This is a genomic window from Xanthomonas sp. NCPPB 3218, assembly GCF_056725185.1.
The window spans coordinates 99,105-119,270 of the sequence record NZ_CM161516.1 but is presented as its reverse complement, the minus strand read 5'-3'; the positions used below and the strand labels follow the sequence as shown (position 1 = coordinate 119,270).

The window sequence follows — 20,166 nt, the reverse complement described above, 5'->3', positions numbered from 1 at the left end:
CACGCCGCGCTGACGCATGCCAGACACCCGCCCCGTGCGGGTGTCTTTGTTTGTCACCACGGCTGATTGTGCAATCAATGATGGTCTGCAGAGCGACGAGAACTGCGCCAGCAGCCACATCCTGCGGTCAGTTGACTCACCACCGGGCAGCGGTGAGTATCGCCCTCGGGCCGGAGTGGGACGGTCTACGGGAAGTCGATCTCTACGCGCAATGCCTTGCAAACAGTCGCCTGACTGCCCGCAGGGATCACATATCGATCAGGGAGTTCACATGAAGACCGCATGTGTTGCACTGGTGGCTGCCGTCATGTTGCAGGCCACACCCGCCTTCTCCGCATCAACCGCGCCATCGCCACTGGTCGGAACCTGGCTGCTGGATACCAGCAGCCTGCCGATGCCACCGGCTGCACGACCCAAACGTGTTGTCCTGGAGTTCAAACAGGTTCCAGGCAACAAGTGGGCCACCAACGCCGAGATCATCGAACACGACAACAAGACGCTGCAGCCGCAATCCACGCTGTTGCTGGACGGCACACCGGGCAAGGCCTCGGGCACCTACCTGGTGGATCGCGCCGCAGTCAAAATGCCCGAGCCCGGCGTGCTGGTGATGCAGTTGATGTATCAAGGTGTCCCGGCATCTACACGCACCTATACGGTCAGTGCCGACGGCAAGGTCATGACCGAGATTGAAGCGTACTTCAAGGATGGCAACCCGGTGATGCGCACGGCGTATTTCAAACGCGCGGCAAGTCAGTCCAGGTGAACACGGGCGAGCCGACGCCGCATCGCGGCGCGGCTCGTTTATTTGAGGAGCAGCGACAGTTTGAAGGCAGGGAGCCTGTATGCGATATCTTTCACCGATCGATCTTCCAGCCACATTACGGCACAGCAGGTCGGTCGAGCAGTTTCTCGGAAAAAGTCCAGTCGATGCAGCATACATTCGCCATGTCGAGTTACGGCCGGCAAACGATTGCATCGAGGTATGGCTATATGACGTCGAGGACGTTGGCAGCGAAGACTATTCGGATCTATATGACTTCGCGTGTTTCGAGCCAGACGGGCCTTGTGCCCCTGCCGCCATCTTTGCGGACGCAGCCGCTGCCGTGACGTATGCCAGCACATTCCTGGCGGCTGACCCTACGCGCTGGACCAACCTCGGGATTGCCGAGTCCGAATACCTTGACTACCTTCGGGCAGGCAGGCCTTCCCGTTGGCCGGTTGCCATCTGACCCTTCATCTCGATGCCGACCGGGCAAGCGCTTGGGTTCAACTGCCAGCAATCGCCCCAAGTTGCCTGTGTCGCAACGCACATCGCCCCGATACCGTAGTTGAGCCAACCAGAGCATCCATGACCGAGATCAAGTTCACCGAAGGCGAGCGGGCGGCGATCACGCGCAAGATCCAGCTGTATTTCAGCGAGGAACTGAAGCAGCAGATCGGCCGCTTCGATGCGGAGTTTCTGCTGGATTTCTTCGCCGAAGAGGTGGGGGCCTATTTCTACAATCGGGGCGTCTACGATGCGCAGGCCATCGTTGCCAGCAAGCTGGATGACCTGGGTGAGGCGATCTACCAACTGGAACGTCCTACCGACTTCAAAAAGTGATCCGCCACCTCACGATGCCACAGCACTGAGAAGTCCCACGTCGCTGCTGCGAGCAGGGACAACATGCGCGTGCCGGAGACACGCCGAATACGCCATCAAGTCGCGTCGTTCCGCTGCGTTGTTCAAGGATTCCTGCAACTCAGGGGTGTCACTGAGTACTTCCGGTCTCCAGCTGGCCAGCATCCTTGAGAAGTGCAAGCGCCCACTCCACACGCGCCGATGCGGTGGCGACCAGGTCGTCCGGGTGTTCGCCCAGCAGCGCGCGCAGTTGATGCGGGGCAAAGACAAGGTCGACGAAGTGGCTTGCCAACGCAGACGGATTGGCCGGTTGATCCGGGCCGTCCAGGATCGTCATCTGCACGCGTCGTAGCCCGCCTTCCCAGCCGATGCGGTTGACTTCAGCGGCAAGCGCTGGCGCGCGGATGGAGGTGCCGACGACCAGCCGCATCATGGCCACCGTCTGGGGCTGTAATGCATGCGCAAGTATTCCTTGTCCTGCGTGTCTCAGGCGCCCCTCCAGATCCATGGGGACGCTGGCTGCGGCAGGCTGCGGCTGGGTGTCGACATCGCGACGGACCACCGCCTCGAAGATGGCGTCTTTGTTGGCGTAGCGCGCGTAAAGGCTTGCCTTGCCCGCGCCTGCCAGCCGCGCGATGTCCTCGCACGACGTGTGCTCGAACCCGCGTTCCAGGAAGAGTTGCAGTGCCGCATCGAGTAAGCGCCGTTCGACATCGCCCGCCTTATCGAGTGGCGGCCGTCCGCCTTTTGATTTTTGCTTGACCGCTTTCATGCACGAAAACTTACACGCCGCTTGCATTGCCATCAACTGAACGTTATCGTTCAGTTATTCGCTGCATGGTCTGCCAAGCCGGCGAATGGCCTGGGTGCTGCGTGACAGACAGCCTGCATCTTCTGTTGCAGTTCCCGTTGCCGTCGTTGGCGCAAAAGACCCAAGCGAGAGGCAAGCCGTGACGTCAGATGTGAGATCCCCAATCGTTGTTGCAGGCGCCACCGGCGACCTGGGTTGCCGCATCGTCTTTGCCCTGCAGGACCAGGGCGCCGCGGTGGTTGCGCTTGTTCGGCAAGGCGCAGGCAAGGACCGTATTGCGGCCCTGCAACGCAGGAACATCACGATCCACTACGTCGAGATGGAAGACGCCAACTCGTTGCGTGAAGCGGTCGGGAATGCGGCATGCGTCGTTTCCGCGCTCAACGGCCTGGACGACGTCATGCTGGGTCAACAGGGAAAGCTGTTGCATGCAGCGGTCAGCGCCGGCGTGCCTCGCTTCATCCCGTCTGATTTCTCGCTGGACTATACGAAGACACGGCCGGGCGACAATCGAAACCTGGATTTGCGGCGCCGGTTCAGAGACCAACTCGATGCCGCGCCGATCGCGGCCACCTCGGTTCTGTGCGGCGGCTTTCTGGAGCTTCTCGAGGGCAGTGCGCGCCTTGTGGTGCCGGGCCGTCGCGTCATGCATTTTGGCGACGCCGACCAGCAGCTCGATTTCACCGCCAAAGATGACGTTGCCAGCTACACGGCGGCGGCCGCGCTGGATTCCACGGCCCCACGGGACCTGCGCATTGCCGGCAACAGCATTTCGCCCAACGACATCGCGCAACTGCTCACCCAACTCACCGGGCAGCGCTATCGCACGCTCAGGCCCGGCGGGCTCGGGACGATGTCGGCAATCATCAGTGCGGTGCGTGCACTCACGCCCGCAAGCGATGACCCCTTCCCTCCCTGGCAGGGCATGCAATATCTGCGCGACATGATGAGCGGGCGCGGCAAACTGGTCCCACTGGATAACGATCGCTACGGTGCGCGCGCCTGGCAAACAGCCCGCCAGACACTGGCCAATACGTATGTACGGGAGTCTTGAGATGCGCGATGGCATTGCAGCGTTCCACATCCAGGTTGCACAGGCGGAGCTGGATGACCTCGCACACCGGCTTAGGCAAACGCGGTGGCCAAGTAGGGAAACCGTGGAGGACCACAGCCAGGGCCCGCAGAGCGAGCGCATCCGGCGCCTGGTGGACCGCTGGCAGTCTGGCTACGACTGGCGTGCGACCGAGCGGTTATTGAACGGCTGGAACAGCAGTCGCACCACGATCGATGGACTGGAGATCCAGTTCCTGCATGTCCGCTCGCCGGAGCCAACTGCGCTTCCGTTGCTGCTGACGCACGGATGGCCCGGGTCGGTGCTCGAATTCCGCGAGGTGATCGGCCCCTTGAGCGACCCGGTGGCCCATGGCGGGCAGGCGTCGGACGCCTTCCATCTCATCATCCCATCCTTGCCTGGCTTTGGTTTCTCTGCAAAGCCCACCGCCCGTGGCTGGGGCGTCGGGCGCACGGCTGCCGCATGGGTCGAACTGATGCGCCGTCTGGGTTATGGCGAGCGTTGGGCCGCACAGGGCGGCGATTGGGGCAGTGCGATCACCACCGCGCTTGGATTCATGCAGCCGCCCGGCTTGCGGGGTCTCCATCTGAACATGGTGATGTTCGAACCCAGCACGCAGGACATCGCCGAGGCCACACCGGCCGAGCAGAAGATGCTGGAAGACGCCCAGCGCTACTACGCGGAATTTTCCGGCTACATGAAGCTGCAAAGCACACGGCCGCAGTCGGTGGGCTTCAGTTTGGCTGACTCCCCGGTGGGCCTGGCGGCATGGATCTATGCACTCTTTCAGGACGTCTCACAAAGCGACGGCGAACCGGAGAACGTGTTCGCCCTGGACCACCTCATCGATGACATCATGCTGTACTGGCTCCCGAACGCAGGGCCCAGCTCTGCACGCCTGTATTGGGAAGCCGCGCATGAGGCGATGGCGGAGATGCCTTCGCATCCAATGCCCACGCCCACCGGCATCAGCATGTTTCCCGGGGAGCAGGTGCGCATTTCCCGGCGCTGGGCAGAGCGACGCTTTGCGGATCTCCGCTTTTTCGGCGAAGCGGAGCGGGGCGGACATTTTGCGGCAATGGAGAATCCGCCGGTGTTTGTCGATCATCTGCGAACGACCTTCCGGTCGCTTCGGTGACGGCGACCGCGCCTGGCATGCCGGCACGGCCTTCGCGCCACGGCCCTGCCGACGGTGCCGATGTCTCCGCTTTGCAGCTGGAGCTGCCTGACGCCACGCCGGCACTGCCCCCTTGACCGCCGTCGCCCACACGGGCCAGTCTCGGGGGCTGGCGCGGCGGGGAGTCGTGCCGCTGGCCTTCAACGGAGAACCGCCGTGGACCGTCGTACCTTCCTCACCCTGTCCGGCATCGGTGCTGCCGGGCTGCTGCTGCCGAACACGCGCCTGATCGCGGCCGAGCAGTTGCTCACACCCAACGATGCCGCGCGCAGCCGTCGCTTGTCCGATACCGCGCTCAGCACCGCCAAGGCAGCCGGTGCCAGTTATTGCGATGTGCGCGTGGGCCGTTATCTGCGCCAGTTCGTGATCACCCGCGAGGCGCAGGTGGAGAACGTGGTCAACGCCGAATCCAGCGGTGTGGGCGTGCGCGTGCTGGCCGATGGCGCGTGGGGGTTTGCGGCCACCAACACGCTTACCAGCGATGGCGTCGCCACCGCCACGCGCCAGGCGGTGGCGATCGCCAAGGCCAACGCGCGGCTGGGCGGCTCGCCGGTGCAGCTGGCGCCAGTGACGCCGGCCGGACAGGTCAGCTGGAAGACGCCGATCAGGAAGAACGCAATGGAAGTGCCGCTGCAGGACAAGGTGGCGCTGCTGATGGACGTCAACGCGGCCGCGCTCAATGCCGGCGCCACGTTCGTGGCTTCGCGCCTGTTTGCGATCAACGAGCAGAAGTACTTCGCCAGCAGCGATGGCTCCTATATCGATCAGGATGTGCACCGGTTGTGGTTGCCGTTCACCGTCACCGCGGTGGACAAGGCCAGCGGCAAGTTCCGCACCCGCGACGGACTGTCTTCGCCGATGGGCATGGGCTACGAATACCTGGATGGCGATGCCAGCCAGAAGCACCGGCTGCCTGGCGGACTCATCGGCTACGGCCACAGTTATGACGCGCGCGAAGATGCGATCGCCGCCGCCAAGCAGGCACGCGCCAAACTCACCGCACCGTCGGTGAAGGCCGGCAAGTACGATCTGGTGATCGACCCGAGCAACCTGTTCCTCACCATCCACGAGTCGGTGGGCCACCCGCTCGAGCTCGATCGCGTGCTCGGTTACGAGGCCAATTACGCCGGCACCAGTTTCGCCACGCTGGACAAGCGCGATGCCGGTTTCCGCTGGGGCAGCGATGCGGTGACCTTCGTCGCCGACCGCACCCAGCCCGGCAGCCTGGGCGCAGTGGGGTACGACGATGAAGGCGTCAAGGGCAAGCAATGGGAGCTGGTGAAGGACGGCATCCTGGTCGATTACCAATGCACGCGCGATCAGGCGCATCTGCTCGGCAAGACCGCATCCGATGGCTGCAGCTATGCCGACTCGTGGTCCAGCGTGCAGTTCCAGCGCATGCCCAATGTCTCGCTGGCGGCAGGCAAGACGCCGCTGGCTGTTGCCGACATGATCAAGAACGTCGAGCGCGGCTTGTACATCCACGGGCGCGGCTCGTACTCGATCGATCAGCAACGCTACAACGCGCAGTTCGGCGGGCAGTTGTTCTACGAAATCGAGAACGGCCAGGTCACGCGCCTGGTGGAAGACGGCGCCTACCAGATCCGCACGCCGGAATTCTGGAATGCCTGCAGCGCGGTCTGCGATCAACGCGATTTCCGCCTGGGCGGCTCGTTCTTCGACGGCAAGGGCCAACCCAGCCAGGTATCAGCGGTCTCGCACGGGTCGTCCACGGCGCGCTTCGATGGCATCAACGTGATCAACACCGCGCGCGCATTGGGTTGAGAGAACCTGGTCGGTCGCGGGCGTGGTGCCCTCACCAAACAGTTGATTGGTTGCCTTGTTTAAAACCATGCACCCCGACCATCTCGACAGGTCCTTGCCCGCTCACCGTCGCGGGACCTTACGCGGCATGGATGCCGCGTAAGAGCCTACACAGACGTACTTGCGGCGTGTCCTGCGAGGGTGGGCGGGCAAGGGCCCTGCAACCAAGCCGCAGATCAAACGCTTTGCAGCCAGCCCCCCCCCCTGAAGCAAACACCGCACCCGATGACCCGCTGATCGCACATGCACGATCGCAGACAAACCACGCATGCCTGACATCCAGAGCTCTCAACGCGCAGCCACATCCATCGCAGCCGGTCAGCAGCGCTCGCCACACGCGCAGGCCTGGCGTGCCACTCACTTCATGCAGGTATCGCGTTTGCGCACGGACCCCTGCCGAAAGTCATTTGACGCAGCGTTCATCGCCCGGCAAGAATCGGCGATACCGCGCAGATAGCGATCTGTGCGTCACCACACTACCTGCGCGCCGCGCGGGATCATTGGGGAGTTGCCGTGCAGCGACGTGATTTCCTGGCCCTGACCGGGCTGACCATGGGCGGCCTGATCGTGCCCGCCTACTTCGGCAAGGCGATCGCCGCCGAGCAGTTGGTGACGCAGCTGGATGTGGGCCGCAAGAAGCGCCTGGCCGATGCCGGCCTCAACGCTGCGCGCCAGGCCGGTGCGAGCTACTGCGATGTGCGCATCGGCCGTTATCTGCGCCAGTTCGTCATCACCCGCGAGGACAAGGTGCAGAACGTGGTCAACACCGAATCCATCGGTGCGGGCGTGCGCGTCCTGGTGGCTGGCGCCTGGGGGTTTGCCGCCACCAACGAGCTCACCGAACAGGGTGTGGCCAAGGCCGCCTCGCAGGCCGCCGCGATCGCCAAGGCCAATGCCAAGGTGCAGGGCACGCCGGTGCAGCTGGCGCCCACGCCGGGCGTGGGCGAGGTCAGCTGGAAGACGCCGATCAAGAAAAACGCGATGGAAGTGCCGATCAAGGACAAGGTGGACCTGCTGCTGGGGGTCAACGCTGCCGCCACCGCTGCCGGCGCCAACTTCGTCAATTCGATGCTGTTCGTGGTCAACGAGCAGAAGTACTTTGCCAGCACCGACGGCTCGTATATCGACCAGGACGTACACCGCATCTGGGCGCCGCTGAGCGTGACCGCCATCGACAAGGCCAGCGGCAAGTTCCGCACCCGCGACGGCTTGTCCGCGCCGATGGGCCTGGGCTACGAATATCTGGATGGCGCCGCCTCGGGCAAGTTCGTCTCGCCCAATGGCGTGGTGAATTACGGCCTGTCCTACGACATGAAGGAGGACGCGATCGCCGCGGCCAAGCAGGCGCAGGAAAAGCTCAAGGCGCCGTCGGTGAAGCCGGGCAAGTACGATCTGGTGCTGGACCCCTCGCACACCTGGCTCACCATCCACGAGTCGGTCGGCCACCCGCTGGAGCTCGATCGCGTGCTCGGTTACGAGGCCAATTTCGCCGGCACCAGTTTCGCCACGCTGGACAAGCTCAAGGCCGGTTTCCAGTACGGCAGCGACAAGGTGCACATCCTGGCCGACAAGATCCAGCCCGGCAGCCTGGGCGCGGTGGGCTACGACGATGAAGGCGTCAAGACCAAGCAGTGGGACCTGATCCGCGACGGCAAGCTGGTGGACTACCAGGCCATCCGCGACCAGGCGCATATCCTCGGCAAGACCGCCTCCGACGGGTGCTGCTACGCCGACTCGTGGTCGAGCGTGCAGTTCCAGCGCATGGCCAATGTGTCGCTGGCCGCCGGCAAGACACCGTTGAGCGTGAGCGATCTGATCAAGAACGTGGAAAACGGCATCTACATCATCGGCGACGGCTCGTTCTCCATCGACCAGCAGCGCTACAACGCGCAGTTCGGCGGCCAGCTGTTCTACGAGATCAAGAACGGCGCGATCACCCGCATGCTCGAGGACGTGGCCTACCAGATCCGCACGCCGGAATTCTGGAACGCCTGCAGCGCGGTGGCCGATCAACGCGACTACCGCCTGGGCGGCTCGTTCTTCGACGGCAAGGGCCAGCCGAGCCAGTCCTCGGCGGTCTCGCATGGCTCGTCCACCGCCCGTTTCGACGGCATCAACGTCATCAACACCGCCCGCTCGCTCGGCTGACAGGAGAAACCCACATGAGCATCCTTACCGAAGCGCAGGCCAAGGCCATCCTGGACAAGGTCATCAAGCTGTCCAAGGCCGACGAGTGCACCGCCACGCTCAGCGGCTCGATCGACGGCAATATCCGTTTCGCACTCAACAACGTGTCCACCAGCGGCATCGTCGACAACACCGACCTGCAGGTGCAGGTGGCGTTCGGCAAGCGCGTAGGCATCGCCACCATCAACGAGTTCGACGACGCCGCGCTGGAGCGCGTGGTGCGGCGTGCCGAAGACCTGGCGCGGCTGGCGCCGGAAAATCCGGAATTCATGCCGGCGGTGGACAAGCAGACCTACAAACCCAGCCCCACCTTCAGCGAATCCACCGCCGCCATCGACCCGGCGTTCCGCGCGCAGGTGGCCGCCGATTCGATCGCCCCGTGCAAGGGCAAGGGATTGATCGCGGCCGGCTTCCTGGAAGATGGCCAGAGCTTTACCGCCTTCGCCAACAGCAAGGGCAACTTCGGCTACCAGCGCGGCGCGCGTTTCGACTACACCTGCACCGTGCGTACCGAAGATGGTCGCGGCTCGGGCTGGGTGGGCCGCAACCTCAAGGATGCCGCCGACTTCAAGGCCGAGCAGGACATCCGCATCGCCATGCGCAAGGCCAGCGACTCGTCCGAAGCCAAGGCGCTGGAACCGGGCAAGTACACGGTGATCCTGGAGCCGGCAGCGGCGGCAGGCCTGATTTCTTTCATGATGCGCTACTTCGATGCGCGCATGGCAGACGAGGGCCGCAGCTTCCTGTCCAAGAAGGGCGGCGGCAACAAGCTGGGCGAACAGGTCTACGACCCGCGCGTGAACATCACCGCCGACCCGTGGGATGCGCGTGCCGCCGTGCTGCCTTGGGACGAGGAAGGCCTGCCGCGCGAGAAGATGCCGATCGTGGAGAACGGCAAGATCGCCAACCTGCAGTATTCGCGGTTCTGGGCGCAGAAGAACGGCAAGCGCGCGGTCGGCGAGCCGGGCAACCTGCTGATGGCCGGTGGCGACAAGAACATCGCCGAGCTGGTGCGCGGCACCGAGAAGGGCATCCTGGTCACGCGCACCTGGTACATCCGCATGGTCGACCCGCAGACCGTGCTGCTGACCGGGCTGACCCGCGACGGCACCTTCTACATCGAGAACGGGCAGATCAAGTACCCGGTGAAGAATTTCCGCTTCAACGAATCGCCGATCATCATGCTCAACAACATCGACGAACTGGGCAGGCCGGTGCGCGTGGCCGGCGATGAATCCAGCTATGTGATGATGATTCCGCCGATGCGGCTGCGCGACTTTACGTTTACCTCGTTGTCGGACGCGGTGTGACTGAGAGCCGGGAATCGGGAGTGGGGAATCGGGAATGGGAGAGCGGAGCAAGCTCTTCGCGGCCCGATGGTTTTCCTGCACATCCCGTTCCCGGTCTACACGCCCTGGCGGCGCACGCGACGCGCCGTCATTTCCTTGGATTGCTGCTCGGTAGCGTCGCTGCGTTGGCGTTGCCGCGGCAGGCGCGGGCGGCGGGCAATTACGATTTCTGGTTTACCCGGCTGCGCTACGACTCGGGCGATTGGGATGTGGATGCGCGCATGCCGTCCAACCTGATCACCTCGTTGATCGACTACACCCAGCTGCGCGTGGATCCGCAGGAGCATGTGCTGGACCTGGCCGATCCGCGCATGCTGCAGGCGCCGTTCTGCTATCTGTCCGGGCACAAGCTGGTGGAGTTCAATCCCGCCGAGCGGCGCAACTTCGAGCGCTATGTGCGCAATGGCGGCTTCGTGTTCGTGGACGATTGCAACCACGATATCGACGGCCTGTTCGCCACCTCGTTCGAAGCGCAGATGACCTCCATCTTCGGCAAGACCGCGCTGCAGAAATTGCCCAGGAACCATCGTCTCTACAGCGCATTCTTCAAATTCCCCGACGGCCCGCCGGCCACCAGTTTCGAGCTCAATGGCTGGGGCGACGACCTGGTGCACGATTATCTCAGGGGCATCAGCATCGACGGCCGGCTCGGCGTGTTGTACAGCAACAAGGATTACGGCTGCGAATGGGACTACGACTGGCGCAACAAACGCTTCCTGGCCGAAGACAACACCAAGTTCGCAGTGAACATCGTGATGTATGCATTGACCAACTGAAATCGATCCGTAGGAGCGCGCTGGCACGCGATGCCGTACCGGTAACACCGCCTCGCGCGCCAGCGCGCTCCTGCACACATCGCGTGAGATGTTTCGCAGGCACGGGCACGGCATCCACCGCCAACCACCGCCGTCGCACCCGCGAGTCCCGCACGCTTTTGTAGGAGCGCGCTTGCGCGCGATGCCTTAGCGCTAACGCCGCATCGCGCGCTCCTACGCCAGCAGTCCCACAACGAGACGGTTCCCATGACTTCCCCCAACGACGACACCCTCACCCGGCAGCTCTCCCAACTCGGCGCGTTGCGTGCGGCCCTGGCGCAGGCGGTGGTGGGCCAGGACGCGGTGGTGGAGCAACTGCTGATCGGCCTGCTCGCCGGCGGCCACTGCCTGCTGGAAGGCGCGCCCGGCCTGGGCAAGACGCTGCTGGTGCGCTCGCTGGGGCAGGCGCTGGAGCTGCAGTTCCGCCGCGTGCAGTTCACCCCGGACCTGATGCCCAGCGACATTCTCGGCACCGAGCTGCTGGAAGAGGATCACGGCACCGGGCATCGCCAGTTCCGGTTCCAGCAGGGGCCGATCTTCACCAACCTGCTGCTGGCCGACGAGCTCAATCGCACCCCGCCCAAGACCCAGGCCGCGCTGCTGGAGGCGATGAGCGAGCGCACGGTGAGCTACGCCGGCACCACCTATGCGTTGCCGGCACCGTTTTTCGTGCTGGCCACGCAGAACCCGATCGAACAGGCCGGTACCTATCCGTTGCCGGAAGCGCAGCTGGACCGCTTCCTGTTGCATGTGCGGGTGGACTATCCCAGCGAGCAGGAAGAGCGCGACATCCTCAGCCAGACCACCGGCACCAGCAGCGCGCAGGTGCCCAGGGTGATGGATGCCGACAGCGTGCTGGCACTGCAGCAGCAGGTGCGGCACGTGCATGTGGGCGCGGATCTGCTGACCTGGATCAATCGCTTGGTACGCGCCAGCCGCCCAGGCCCGCAGGCCAGTGAGGACGTGCGCCAGTGGATTAAATGGGGCGCCGGCCCACGCGCCGGGCAATCGCTGGTGCTGGCGGCCAAGGCGCGTGCGCTGTTGCATGGCCGCCTTGCCGCCACCCGCGAGGATGTCGTCGCGCTGGCCGCGCCGGTGATGCGCCACCGCCTGTTGCTGTCGTTCGCCGCCGAGGCCGAACAACGCAGCGCCGACGATGTGGTCGCCGCGCTGCTGCGCGCCGTGCCGTTCCCGGCGTGAGGCGCGTTGCGGCGTGAGCATGGACGTGCCGGCACTGATTCCCGCCGAGCTGCGCAGCCGCCTGCGCGGCCTGCAGCTGCGTGCGCGGCAGGCGCAGGGCGCGCAGGGGATCGGCCAGCACGCCAGCCGCAGCCGCGGCGCCGGGCTGGAATTCTCGCAATACCGCGCCTACGAGCCCGGCGATGCCTTGCGCCAGATCGACTGGAAGCTCTACGCCCGCTCGGACCGGTTCTTCGTGCGCGAGGCCGAGCGCGAAAGCCCGCTGACGCTGTGGGTGTTGCTCGACGCCACCGCCTCCGCCAGCCAGGCCGACCAGGCGCGCCCGCAGGTCACCCGCCTGCAGGCGATGACGACCCTGGCCGCGTGCGCTGCCGAGGTCGCGCTGCGGCAAGGCGACCAGGTCGGCCTGTTCGCGGTGCATGGCGATGGCCTGGTGGCCGTGCCGGCCGGTGGCGGGCCGCGCCAGCGCGACCGGCTCTGGCTGGCCCTGCACGGGCTGCGTGCCGGTGGCCGCTGGCCGGGCATGGACGCGCTGCGTCCGCTGTGGGAACGCATCGCCGCCCATGCGCTGGTGCTGTCGATCGGCGACGGCTTCGACCAGGACCTGCTCGGCGCGCTGGAAAAACTCGCCGCCGCGCGCCGCGAGGTGATGCAGCTGCAGGTGCTGACCTGCGATGAACGCGATTTTCCCTTCAGCGGCGGGCACCGCTTCCGCGACCCGGAAACCGGCGAAGAACTGCTCGGCGACGGCGCCGCGATGCGCGCTGCGTATCTGCAACGCTTCGGCGCTGCCCAGCGCGCGCTGCAGGCACGCTGGCAGGCGGCCGGCATCGCGCACGCGGTGCATCATCTGGATGCGCCACCGGATGCGGCATTGCGCGAGCTGTTTGCACACGGTGCGCGGCGATGAGCCAGCGCACCGGCGCCAGCGCCGCAGCTGAGGGAGCGCAGCAGTGAACCTGCTCCTGCTGTTCCCCGCCGGCCTGGCCGCGTTGGCCGCACTGCTGCTGCCGTTGCTGATCCATTTGGCCCGACGCAGCGAACACCGGCCCACCGACTTTGCCGCATTGCGCTGGCTGCGCGCGCAGCCGCGGCCCCGGCACCGGCTGCGCTTCGACGAATGGCCGCTGCTGCTGGTGCGCCTGCTGCTGCTCGCCGCAGTGGCACTGCTGCTGGCCGAGCCGGCCTTGCGCGATCACCAGCAGGCGCGCCCGCGCATCGCGGTCAGCCCCGGCGTGGATCTGGTCGCGGCCCGGGCGCTCGGCCACGCGGCCAACGCGCAGTGGGTATGGCTGGCCCCAGGCTTCCCGCCGATCGCTGCCGATGCCGCACACCCACCTGCCACGCCCGCCGGCACCGCGCCGCCGGTCGGCAGCCTGCTGCGCGAACTCGATGCCAGCCTGCCGCCGGAGACCGCGCTGCGCGTGATCGTACCCAGCCAGTGGGGGCCGCTGGATGCGCAACGCCTGCAGCTGTCGCGCGAGGTGCGCTGGCAGGTGCTGCCCGGCCAGTCGCCGGCGGCCGCCGTGGCGCCCGTCCCACCGTTGCGACTGCAGGCAATCGCCGACGCCCCCACCGAGCCGGCTCTGCGCTATCTGCGCGCCGTGCATGCCGCCTGGGCACTGCCCGGCGCATTGCCGGTAAGCACCCCCGGCGCTGCCGAGCCGGCACGCTGGCCGGCCGGCACGGTGGTGGCCTGGCTGTCGCAGCGCCCGCCGCCGGCGCCGGTCATCGCCTGGGTCGCGGCCGGCGGGCAGCTGCTGCTCGATGCGCAGACGCCGGCCCCGCCCGCACTCGCGGGCCCGCTGCAAGCGCTGCTGCAGGACGCACACGGCGCCGCGCTGATCGATGCCGCAACGGTTGGCCGCGGCCGCCTGCTGCGCTGGGCCGCGCCATTGCAGCCGCAGCGGCTGCCGGCGCTGCTGGATGCCGACTTCCCCACCCGCCTGCACGACGCCCTGCAGTCGACACCCGCACCACAGCGCGCGCTGGCGCAGACCCAGCAGCCGCAGCGCGGCCCCGCCATCCGCCTGGCCAGCGCCCCCTGGCCGCTGGCGCCGTGGCTGATCGGACTGGTGCTGCTGCTGTTTGCGATCGAACGCTGGCTGGCCACCGCGCCCCGCCGGAGCCGCGCGGCATGAGCACGCCGGCACTGCACCACGCCTGGCAGGCCGCGCGGCGACGGCAGGCCGCAGGCGTGCTGCTGTGCGGGCTGCCGCTGGCCGCGCTGCCGGCGCTGCTGGCGTGGCGCACCGGTGCGCAGCCGGCGATCCTGCCGTTGCTGCTCCTGGGCGTGCTGGCGCTGATCGGCGTGGCGCTGCTGGCGGCACGCCGGCTGGACCAGACCTGGCTGATCCGCCGGCTGGATCGCGACGCGGATCTGGAAGACAGCAGCGACCTGCTGTTCGCCCCGGACGGGCAGCTGGGCCCGTTGCAGGCCCTGCAGCGCCAGCGCCTGGAACAACGCCTGCGCAGCACCCCGCGCGATCTGCGCCCGGCCTGGCCCTGGCGGCGCGCCTGGGCATGGGGCCTGCCCGGCCTGCTCGCCTGCGCCGCGGTGCTGCTGTGGCCGCACCCCGCTCACCGGCCCACCGCAGGCAACTACCGGATCGCCGCCGCACGCGCCGGTACCGGCGCCCCCACCCTGGGTCAGGCGCGGCTGCACAGCACCCCGCCCGCCTACACCGGCCTGCCGCCCGCGCCCCTGCCCGGCCTGGATGCACGCGTGCCGGCCGGCACCCGGCTGCACTGGCAGCTGCAGGTCAACCCGGCCCCGCGCAGCGTGGGGCTGCGGCTCGGCGATGGCCGCCGCATCGCGCTGTCCCGACAAGGCAGCACCGATCGATGGCAGGGCCAGTGGGTCGCCGAGCGCGCCAGCCTGTACCGCATCCTCATCGACGGCGCGCCGGCCGACCGCCAGCTGCACCGCCTCGACGTGCTGCCGGACCGCCCGCCGCAGGTGCGCGTGCTGGCGCCCGAACAGAGCCTGGTGCTGTGGACGCCGTCCCAGACCGGCAATCGAGGCTGGGCGCTGCGCTTCGAAGCCAGCGACGACTACGCGGTCGCCGCCAGCGCCGAGCTGCGCCTGACCCTGGCCCAGGGCAGCGGCGAGAACATCACCTTCAAGACCCAGCGCCGCACCCTCAACGGCAGCGGCCCGGCCCGGCTGCGCGGCTTTTCCACCACGCTGCAGCCGCAGGCGCTGGGCATGGCCGCCGGCGACGACCTGATCGCCCAGCTCATCGTGCACGACACCCGCCAGCCTGGCCCGCAGGAAGGCCGCAGCGCCAGCGTGATCCTGCGCTGGCCACCGCCGGAGCAGACCATGGCCGCCGGCCTGGAGGCCAGCGTCAAGCAGACCTTACCGGCCTATTTCCGCAGCCAGCGCCAGATCATCATCGACGCCGAGGCGCTGCTGAAGGAAAAGCCGCGCCTGGACCCGGCCACCTACCTCAAGCGCGCCGACGCCATCGGCGTGGACCAGCGCCTGCTGCGGCTGCGATACGGCCAGTTCCTGGGCGAGGAGAGCGAAGGTGCGCCCAAGGGCCCGCCGACCGCCGACGAAGCGCCGACCAGCGACGCCCCGGCCGAGGATCTGCCCACCGCCGACATACCCACCGCGGATGCGCCGGCAACGCCTGCGGCGCCCGCGCCCGCCCGGGACGAACACGGGCACGATGCGCACGACCATGCCGCCGAGGCCGGCGCTGCCGCGCTGGACGACCACGACCATGGGCATGGCGACGGCGGGCCGGAGCGCGGCGGCTTCGGCCAGGCGCAGGACGTGCTGTCCGAGTTCGGGCATACCCACGACCATGCCGAAGCCGCCACCCTGCTCGACCCGCAGACCCGCGCGCTGCTGCGCGCCGCGCTGGACCAGATGTGGCAGTCCGAGGGCGAGCTGCGCCAGGGCCACCCGGAGCGTGCGTTGCCGTTTGCCAACAAGGCGCTGGGCTTCATCAAGCAGGTGCAGCAGGCCGAACGCATCTACCTGGCGCGGGTCGGCACGCAGTTGCCGCCGATCGACCCCGGCCGCCGCCTGAGCGGTGACCGCGCCGGCCTGGGCGACCGTGCCGCCGGCCTGGACAGCCGCCCGGATCCGGACCCGTCGGCGCTGCAGTTGTGGGACGCCCTCGGCGAGCAGGCCCCGGTACCCGACGCCACCCTGGCCCGCTACGCGCAGTGGCTGCAGGCCCAGCAGGAGCGCCTGCAGGATCCGCTGGACCTGGCCGCGGCGGTGGAAACCCTGCGCGCCGAACCCGCTTGCGCCAGCTGCCGCGCCCAGCTGCGCGCCCAGGTCTGGCGCACGCTGGTCGCCCCGCCGGCCCCGCTGCACCGCCGCGCCCCTGCCGACGCGCGCGGCCAGCGCTATCTGGATGCCCTGCGCCAGGAGCCGCAACCATGATGCTGCCACCACCCCGGTTGACCGCACGCGGCAAGTTCCGCCGGCTGCACGCGCGCGCGGCGACCCGGCGCCTGGGGCCACGGCGGGCTGGATGCACGCAAGCGGAGCCGCAGGCATGACGCTCGCGCTGCCCTGGCTGGTCGGCAGTGCCTTGCTGCTGCTGGTGATGCTGAGCTGGTTCCGGCTGCTGCGCGCACACGCCCGGCAACCACGCGCGCGGCTGTGGCTGTTGCTTGCCGCCCAACCGCTCCTGGCCGGCCTGCTCTACCCGGTGCTGCTGCCGCCGCCGCGCGCCGGCAGTGCGAGCGAACTGCATGTCGCCACCGCAGGCACCCCGGCAGACCAGGTTCGCCCGACTGCTGCGGCGTGGGTCGCCCTGCCCGAGGCGCCCACCTTGCCCGGCGTGGCACGCGTCCCGGACCTCGCCACCGCGTTGCGGCGCGCGCCCGGCACCACCGCGCTGGTCGTGCATGGCAGCGGCCTGCCAGCGCGCGACCGCGACGGCCTGCGCGTCCCTGTGCGGCTGGCGCTGGCGCCGCTGCCGACCGGTCTGGTCGCCGTCTCCACGCCGCCGCCGGTCGCACCCGGCGAACGCATCGCCATCAGCGCGCGCGTGCAGGGCCTGCCGGGCGCGCGGGTGGAGTTGCTGGACCCGGCCGGGCAGGTGGTCGACACCGCCACCGCCGATGCGGCCGGCCAGGTGCAGCTGCGTGGCCAGGCGCGCGCACCGGGGCAGGTGCTGTTCGCGCTGCGCCTGCGCGATGGCGCAGGCGCCGAACGCGGCCGCGTGCAGGTGCCGGTGCTGATCGCCGCGGTGCCGTCCGCACGCGTGCTGTTGCTGGCCGGCGCGCCGCAGCCGGAACTGAAATACCTGCGCCGCTGGGCCAGCGATGCCGGCATGCAGGTGCGCAGCCAGATCGCCGTCGGCCCGGGCGTGCAACTGGGCGAGGGCGCTGCACTGGATGCCGCCAGCCTGGATACGCTGGACCTGCTGGTCATCGACCAGCGCCGCCTGGTCGCCCTGGGCAACGCGCAGCGCCAGGGCGTGCGCGCCGCGATCGGCCGCGGCCTGGGCGTGCTGGTGCGCACCGACGGCCCCCTGGATGCTGCCGCCCGCGCCGCGCTCGGCGAGCTGGGCCTGGCCGTGACAGGCGGCAGCACCAGCGCAGCGGTCCCCGCGCCGCGCTCGCTGGCATCGCCCGGCGCCAGCGACGCAGCCGCAGCGCCGGCCGACGCCGCGCCACTGCCGCCCCTGCAACGCCGCACTCTGCAGCCGCAACAGGCCGATGCCGTGATCGCCGCACGCGCAGACGACGGCAGCGCGTTGGGCTGGTGGCGGCCGCAAGGCCGCGGCCGCATCGGCATCGGCCTGATCGAAGACAGCTTCGCGCTGGTCCTGGCCGGCCGCAGCGACCTGCATGCCGCGCTGTGGGCGCAGCTGGTGAGCGCTGTCGCCCGCGCAGGCGGCAGCGCGCCGGCTGCGGTGCAGACTGGCTGGTCGCAACACCGCATGACGCTGTGCGGTGTCGCCGCAGACGCGGCCGTCATCGGCCCTACGGGCGCATCTCAAGCGCTGCTGATCGATCCCACCAGCGGCACCCGGGCCTGCGCCGCCTACTGGCCGGCCGCCGCAGGCTGGCATCGTCTGCAGACCGGTACCGAACAGCGCTGGCTCTATGTCCGCGCGCCCGGCGATGCCCCCGCGCTGCACACCCAGCAGATCCGCGACGCCACGGTTGCCATGGCCGCCATCGACACGCCCGCAAGCGTCGGCGCGCCAACAGCACAGCCCGGCGCCCGCTGGCCCTGGCTGCTGGCCTGGCTCACGCTGGCCGCAGCACTGTGGTGGCTGGAACGACGCCGGCGCTGACTGCGGCAGTGCACGGCCACATCAGCGCAGGCCCGCGTGCGGCGCGCTTTCCAGGGCCTTTGCACTCCACTGGAAAACAGCGGCGCTGCAATATCAGCAATCTCTCGGTGACACACTCAACGCGACTGACGCGCCCATACCCGGCAACAATTGTTCGCCGGCAACGCCACGTCGTCGAGCAACTGCAAGCCCACCGACGCCGCCAGTGCATCCACCGCTTCGGCATCGCGAATGCCCGATGCGGCATCGCGTTCGCGCAACATCGCATCGAACGCGCGATTACTCTCGCTGGTGAATTGGCCATCGCGGTTGAACGGCCCATACACCACCAGCAGCGCATCCGGCGCCATCACCGCCGGCAACCCCGCAAACAACGCTTGCACCTGCGGCCAGCCCATGATGTGCAAGGTATTGGCACTGTAGACCGCATCGTAGCCGGCAGGCTCGCCCGCCTGCGCAGGCGGCAATGGCGGCGTGGGCGCCAGGCCCGGTGTCGGCGTCAGCACCGCCTGCAATGCAATCGGTGGCGGCGTATTCGGCAGTGCCGCCTCGTCCAGCCACTGCGTCATGCCCGGCAGATGGTCGGCATGATCGCTGGCCTGCCAGCGCAACCACGGCATCGCCGCCGCAAAATGCACCGCGTGCTGCCCGGTCCCGGCACCGATTTCCAGCACATTGCAGCGGTCGGCAAAGTGCCGTTGCAACACCTCCAGGATCGGGTCGCGGTTGCGTGCAGAGGCTGGCGAAAAGGGTTTGGTCATGGAAGACATCCAGGAAGAGCGAACCCGATTGTCGCGCGCGCAAGCGACATTGCGCAGTGCGCACGACGGCATCGATGCGGCGCCGCGCCCGCATGCGCGTGCGCGTGCATCAACGCAGGCCCGCAAATTCTGTGGATGCTTGCAGGTTGCCTGGATGGCGCTTGCAGCCTGCCTGCCGCAGATGCGCGGCACCGCCGGGCGTTAGGTTCAACGCGCCGCCGGCAATGCGTCGTACGCACGTCGCACCGCGTCCTCGCCATAGCGCCGCTCCAGCCGGCGCACGATGAAGTGCCCGCGCGCCATCGCCTGGAAGTGGCGCATGAACACCGTATTGAGGGTTGCGCCGCTCACCGCACCGACCAGCGGCACTGCCTGCACGGCGAGTTTTTCGCCGACATTGACCGAGAACTTGGCCGCAACGCGCGACACCAGCGACACCAGCACCGGCGCGCCCTTGCTGGCAAACCCGTGTGCGGCAACGTATTGCGCCGCAGCGCTGAGTTGCTGCGCCATTGCCGCGCGTACCGCGAAGTAGCCCGATTCGGCGCCATCGTCGCCGACACTGCGCCCGCCATGCGCCAGCACTTCCAGGCAGGCCAGCGCGGTGTCCGGATCCTGCAGCGATTCGCCTTCGGAACGGGCGATATCGGCAATGGAGCGCAACATCACCGTGGTGGTCACCGGCAGCTCCACCAACAGCCCGGGCAGGCCGAAGAATCCGCCCGCACCACCGGCGACAGCCACCGCCATGGTGTGGCGTGCGGTGGACGCAGGCTGCTGCAGATCGGTCTTGCCGCGCAGGCTCAGTAATGCCGATTTCATCGCCACCTGCAGCGCGCGGCGGGTCACGCCGTCGATGCTGCGGGTGACCAGCTTCGGCAGCCGTCGGGTGATCAGGCTCTCGATCGGCGCGCCCATTGCATTGGCCAGTCGGGCGGCCACGCCGGGGTTTTCCAACAGCGCGTGCGCGGTGGCCAGATCGCGTTGCGCGGCAACGTCCATCACCGGGATCGGAAGCATCGTCATGCCTGCTCTTCGTCGTTGGGGGCTTGCGCCGATGGTACCCAGCGCCAT

16 protein-coding genes are annotated in these 20,166 nt (G+C 67.9%); 13 read left to right on the top strand and 3 right to left on the bottom strand.

The genetic code is table 11. From position 1 onward, the window contains the following. The first annotated feature begins 295 nt into the window (after positions 1-295). Positions 296-763, top strand: a complete 468-nt coding sequence (locus AC1PLS_RS00510; protein ID WP_184433030.1) for a LuxR family transcriptional regulator — start codon at positions 296-298, stop codon at positions 761-763. Between the two features lie 585 nt (positions 764-1,348). Continuing rightward, positions 1,349-1,603 (top strand): DUF2164 domain-containing protein, encoded by a 255-nt coding sequence (locus tag AC1PLS_RS00505; protein WP_039509942.1) that lies wholly within the window; start codon positions 1,349-1,351, stop codon positions 1,601-1,603. A 148-nt stretch (positions 1,604-1,751) separates the two neighbouring features. On the opposite strand, the gene AC1PLS_RS00500 is transcribed toward AC1PLS_RS00505, so the two are convergent. After that, on the bottom strand, positions 1,752-2,393 hold the full coding sequence (locus AC1PLS_RS00500; protein WP_184432681.1) for a TetR/AcrR family transcriptional regulator: 642 nt from the start codon (positions 2,391-2,393) through the stop codon (positions 1,752-1,754). A gap of 178 nt (positions 2,394-2,571) precedes the next feature. Here AC1PLS_RS00500 and AC1PLS_RS00495 point away from each other — a divergent pair, with 178 nt between their 5' ends. The 11 genes from AC1PLS_RS00495 to AC1PLS_RS00445 all read left to right on the top strand — a co-directional run bounded on the left by AC1PLS_RS00495 (position 2,572) and on the right by AC1PLS_RS00445 (position 18,331). Next, positions 2,572-3,486, top strand: coding sequence for an NmrA family NAD(P)-binding protein (locus AC1PLS_RS00495; protein ID WP_184433032.1), 915 nt, complete (start codon positions 2,572-2,574; stop codon positions 3,484-3,486). 1 nt (position 3,487) lies between these two features. Further along, positions 3,488-4,642, top strand: coding sequence for an epoxide hydrolase family protein (locus AC1PLS_RS00490; protein ID WP_167710114.1), 1,155 nt, complete (start codon positions 3,488-3,490; stop codon positions 4,640-4,642). A gap of 195 nt (positions 4,643-4,837) precedes the next feature. Then, complete coding sequence (locus AC1PLS_RS00485) at positions 4,838-6,466, top strand: TldD/PmbA family protein (RefSeq protein ID WP_054591785.1); 1,629 nt, start codon at positions 4,838-4,840, stop codon at positions 6,464-6,466. Between the two features lie 552 nt (positions 6,467-7,018). After that, positions 7,019-8,653 (top strand): TldD/PmbA family protein, encoded by a 1,635-nt coding sequence (locus AC1PLS_RS00480; RefSeq protein WP_164739551.1) that lies wholly within the window; start codon positions 7,019-7,021, stop codon positions 8,651-8,653. Positions 8,654-8,667: 14 nt separating this feature from the next. Continuing rightward, complete coding sequence (locus tag AC1PLS_RS00475) at positions 8,668-10,002, top strand: TldD/PmbA family protein (RefSeq protein WP_039517956.1); 1,335 nt, start codon at positions 8,668-8,670, stop codon at positions 10,000-10,002. After that, positions 9,999-10,817: a DUF4159 domain-containing protein gene (locus AC1PLS_RS00470; protein ID WP_184631324.1), complete on the top strand. Its 819-nt coding sequence runs from the start codon at positions 9,999-10,001 to the stop codon at positions 10,815-10,817. Before AC1PLS_RS00475 ends, AC1PLS_RS00470 begins: the two co-directional genes overlap by 4 nt. A gap of 246 nt (positions 10,818-11,063) precedes the next feature. Continuing rightward, the gene (locus AC1PLS_RS00465) at positions 11,064-12,056 is read left to right on the top strand and encodes an AAA family ATPase (RefSeq protein ID WP_024940482.1); all 993 of its coding nucleotides are present in this window, start codon (positions 11,064-11,066) and stop codon (positions 12,054-12,056) included. A 13-nt stretch (positions 12,057-12,069) separates the two neighbouring features. Further along, positions 12,070-12,966 (top strand): DUF58 domain-containing protein, encoded by an 897-nt coding sequence (locus AC1PLS_RS00460; protein ID WP_481104068.1) that lies wholly within the window; start codon positions 12,070-12,072, stop codon positions 12,964-12,966. A gap of 43 nt (positions 12,967-13,009) precedes the next feature. Next, on the top strand, positions 13,010-14,197 hold the full coding sequence (locus AC1PLS_RS00455) for a BatA domain-containing protein (RefSeq protein ID WP_104554798.1): 1,188 nt from the start codon (positions 13,010-13,012) through the stop codon (positions 14,195-14,197). Further along, positions 14,194-16,461, top strand: coding sequence for a hypothetical protein (locus AC1PLS_RS00450; protein WP_481104067.1), 2,268 nt, complete (start codon positions 14,194-14,196; stop codon positions 16,459-16,461). Before AC1PLS_RS00455 ends, AC1PLS_RS00450 begins: the two co-directional genes overlap by 4 nt. A gap of 115 nt (positions 16,462-16,576) precedes the next feature. After that, positions 16,577-18,331, top strand: a complete 1,755-nt coding sequence (locus AC1PLS_RS00445; RefSeq protein ID WP_481104066.1) for a carboxypeptidase regulatory-like domain-containing protein — start codon at positions 16,577-16,579, stop codon at positions 18,329-18,331. Between the two features lie 116 nt (positions 18,332-18,447). Here AC1PLS_RS00445 and AC1PLS_RS00440 read toward each other — a convergent pair whose 3' ends face one another. Both AC1PLS_RS00440 and AC1PLS_RS00435 read right to left on the bottom strand, forming a co-directional pair. Further along, a complete protein-coding gene (locus AC1PLS_RS00440) occupies positions 18,448-19,092 on the bottom strand; it encodes a DUF938 domain-containing protein (protein ID WP_481104065.1) in 645 nt (214 codons plus the stop codon). 207 nt (positions 19,093-19,299) lie between these two features. Then, entirely contained in the window at positions 19,300-20,094 is a 795-nt protein-coding gene (locus tag AC1PLS_RS00435; protein WP_046345239.1) for an EcsC family protein, read from the bottom strand. Positions 20,095-20,166 lie beyond the last annotated feature (72 nt).

Excerpts from the sequence above, each read along its gene's own strand:
- AC1PLS_RS00505 (WP_039509942.1), top strand. The coding sequence starts at position 1,349 with ATGACCGAGATCAAGTTCACCGAAGGCGAGCGGGCGGCGATCACGCGC.
- AC1PLS_RS00450 (WP_481104067.1), top strand. The coding sequence starts at position 14,194 with ATGAGCACGCCGGCACTGCACCACGCCTGGCAGGCCGCGCGGCGACGG.
- AC1PLS_RS00500 (WP_184432681.1), bottom strand. The coding sequence starts at position 2,393 with ATGAAAGCGGTCAAGCAAAAATCAAAAGGCGGACGGCCGCCACTCGAT.
- AC1PLS_RS00475 (WP_039517956.1), top strand. The coding sequence starts at position 8,668 with ATGAGCATCCTTACCGAAGCGCAGGCCAAGGCCATCCTGGACAAGGTC.
- AC1PLS_RS00490 (WP_167710114.1), top strand. The coding sequence starts at position 3,488 with ATGCGCGATGGCATTGCAGCGTTCCACATCCAGGTTGCACAGGCGGAG.
- AC1PLS_RS00440 (WP_481104065.1), bottom strand. The coding sequence starts at position 19,092 with ATGACCAAACCCTTTTCGCCAGCCTCTGCACGCAACCGCGACCCGATC.
- AC1PLS_RS00435 (WP_046345239.1), bottom strand. The coding sequence starts at position 20,094 with ATGGACGTTGCCGCGCAACGCGATCTGGCCACCGCGCACGCGCTGTTG.
- AC1PLS_RS00465 (WP_024940482.1), top strand. The coding sequence starts at position 11,064 with ATGACTTCCCCCAACGACGACACCCTCACCCGGCAGCTCTCCCAACTC.
- AC1PLS_RS00445 (WP_481104066.1), top strand. The coding sequence starts at position 16,577 with ATGACGCTCGCGCTGCCCTGGCTGGTCGGCAGTGCCTTGCTGCTGCTG.